Source organism: Pacificibacter marinus, assembly GCF_018860665.1.
GTDB lineage: Bacteria > Pseudomonadota > Alphaproteobacteria > Rhodobacterales > Rhodobacteraceae > Celeribacter > Celeribacter marinus_A.
Genome location: NZ_JAHKPK010000044.1, coordinates 1 through 1,086, shown reverse-complemented (window position 1 = coordinate 1,086; position 1,086 = coordinate 1). Strand labels below are relative to the sequence as shown.

The window sequence follows — 1,086 nt, the reverse complement described above, 5'->3', positions numbered from 1 at the left end:
GTTTCAGTTCTCCGGGTTTGCTTCGCATAGCTATGTATTCACTATGCGATACTGCACAAAATGCAGTGGGTTTCCCCATTCAGAAATTCTGGTCTATAACGGTTTTTATCACCTTAACCAGACTTATCGCAGATTAACACGTCTTTCATCGCCTCCAATTGCCAAGGCATCCACCGTATACGCTTATTCACTTAACCATACAACCTTAAATGCTCTCGCACTAAGTCGTAGGTTATGCCATTTTGATTGCGTTCGCTAAAAACACAATCGACATAAATAACGCTTGAGTTTTCTCTTACAGTGATACAAATTACTTGTTAGTTATTATAAAAATAGCCAACAAGGTTTATACCTTTATTTTTTATTCAGCTTTCCAATTTGTTAAAGAGCAATTGAGTCATTAAAAACTCAAATAAATAAACACTAAGTAAATGCATATTTATTTGAGCTCATGTTCATATAAGAAGAAGTGGTGGTGGAGCTATGCGGGATCGAACCGCAGACCTCCTGCGTGCAAGGCAGGCGCTCTCCCAGCTGAGCTATAGCCCCATTTATTTCTAAATGGATTATCTTTCACCAGAAAGATTGGTAGGCCTGGGCAGACTTGAACTGCCGACCTCACCCTTATCAGGGGTGCGCTCTAACCAGCTGAGCTACAGGCCTATATTTGTGAGTCACAAGCGCTAACTTATGCCACTTTCCTGTAACTTCTTCTTGCTCACAATTCGTAATTAATTATCTGTGTGGACACGAGTAAATCTCATAACTTTATGTATAAGGAGGTGATCCAGCCCCAGGTTCCCCTAGGGCTACCTTGTTACGACTTCACCCCAGTCATGAACCACAAAGTGGTAAGCGTCCTCCCGAAGGTTAAACTACCCACTTCTTTTGCAGCCCACTCCCATGGTGTGACGGGCGGTGTGTACAAGGCCCGGGAACGTATTCTCCGTGGCATTCTGATCCACGATTACTAGCGATTCCGACTTCATGGAGTCGAGTTGCAGACTCCAATCCGGACTACGATCGGCTTTCTCAGATTAGCTCCATCTCTCGACTTCGCTAACGATTCCGACCCTAAGCTGGAAC

The 1,086-nt window shown here is 43.8% G+C and carries 2 tRNA genes and 2 rRNA genes (1 of these 4 only partly in view); all 4 read right to left on the bottom strand.

From position 1 onward, the window contains the following. Window positions 1-197, bottom strand: a 23S ribosomal RNA gene (locus tag KO497_RS12760); its annotated part reaches 488 nt to the left of the window's first position; the annotation flags it as partial. Between the two features lie 276 nt (window positions 198-473). Beyond that, a tRNA-Ala gene (locus KO497_RS12755) sits at window positions 474-549 on the bottom strand. A gap of 37 nt (window positions 550-586) precedes the next feature. Continuing rightward, a tRNA-Ile gene (locus KO497_RS12750) sits at window positions 587-663 on the bottom strand. Between the two features lie 112 nt (window positions 664-775). Further along, a 16S ribosomal RNA gene (locus tag KO497_RS12745) occupies window positions 776-1,086 on the bottom strand; the annotation flags it as partial.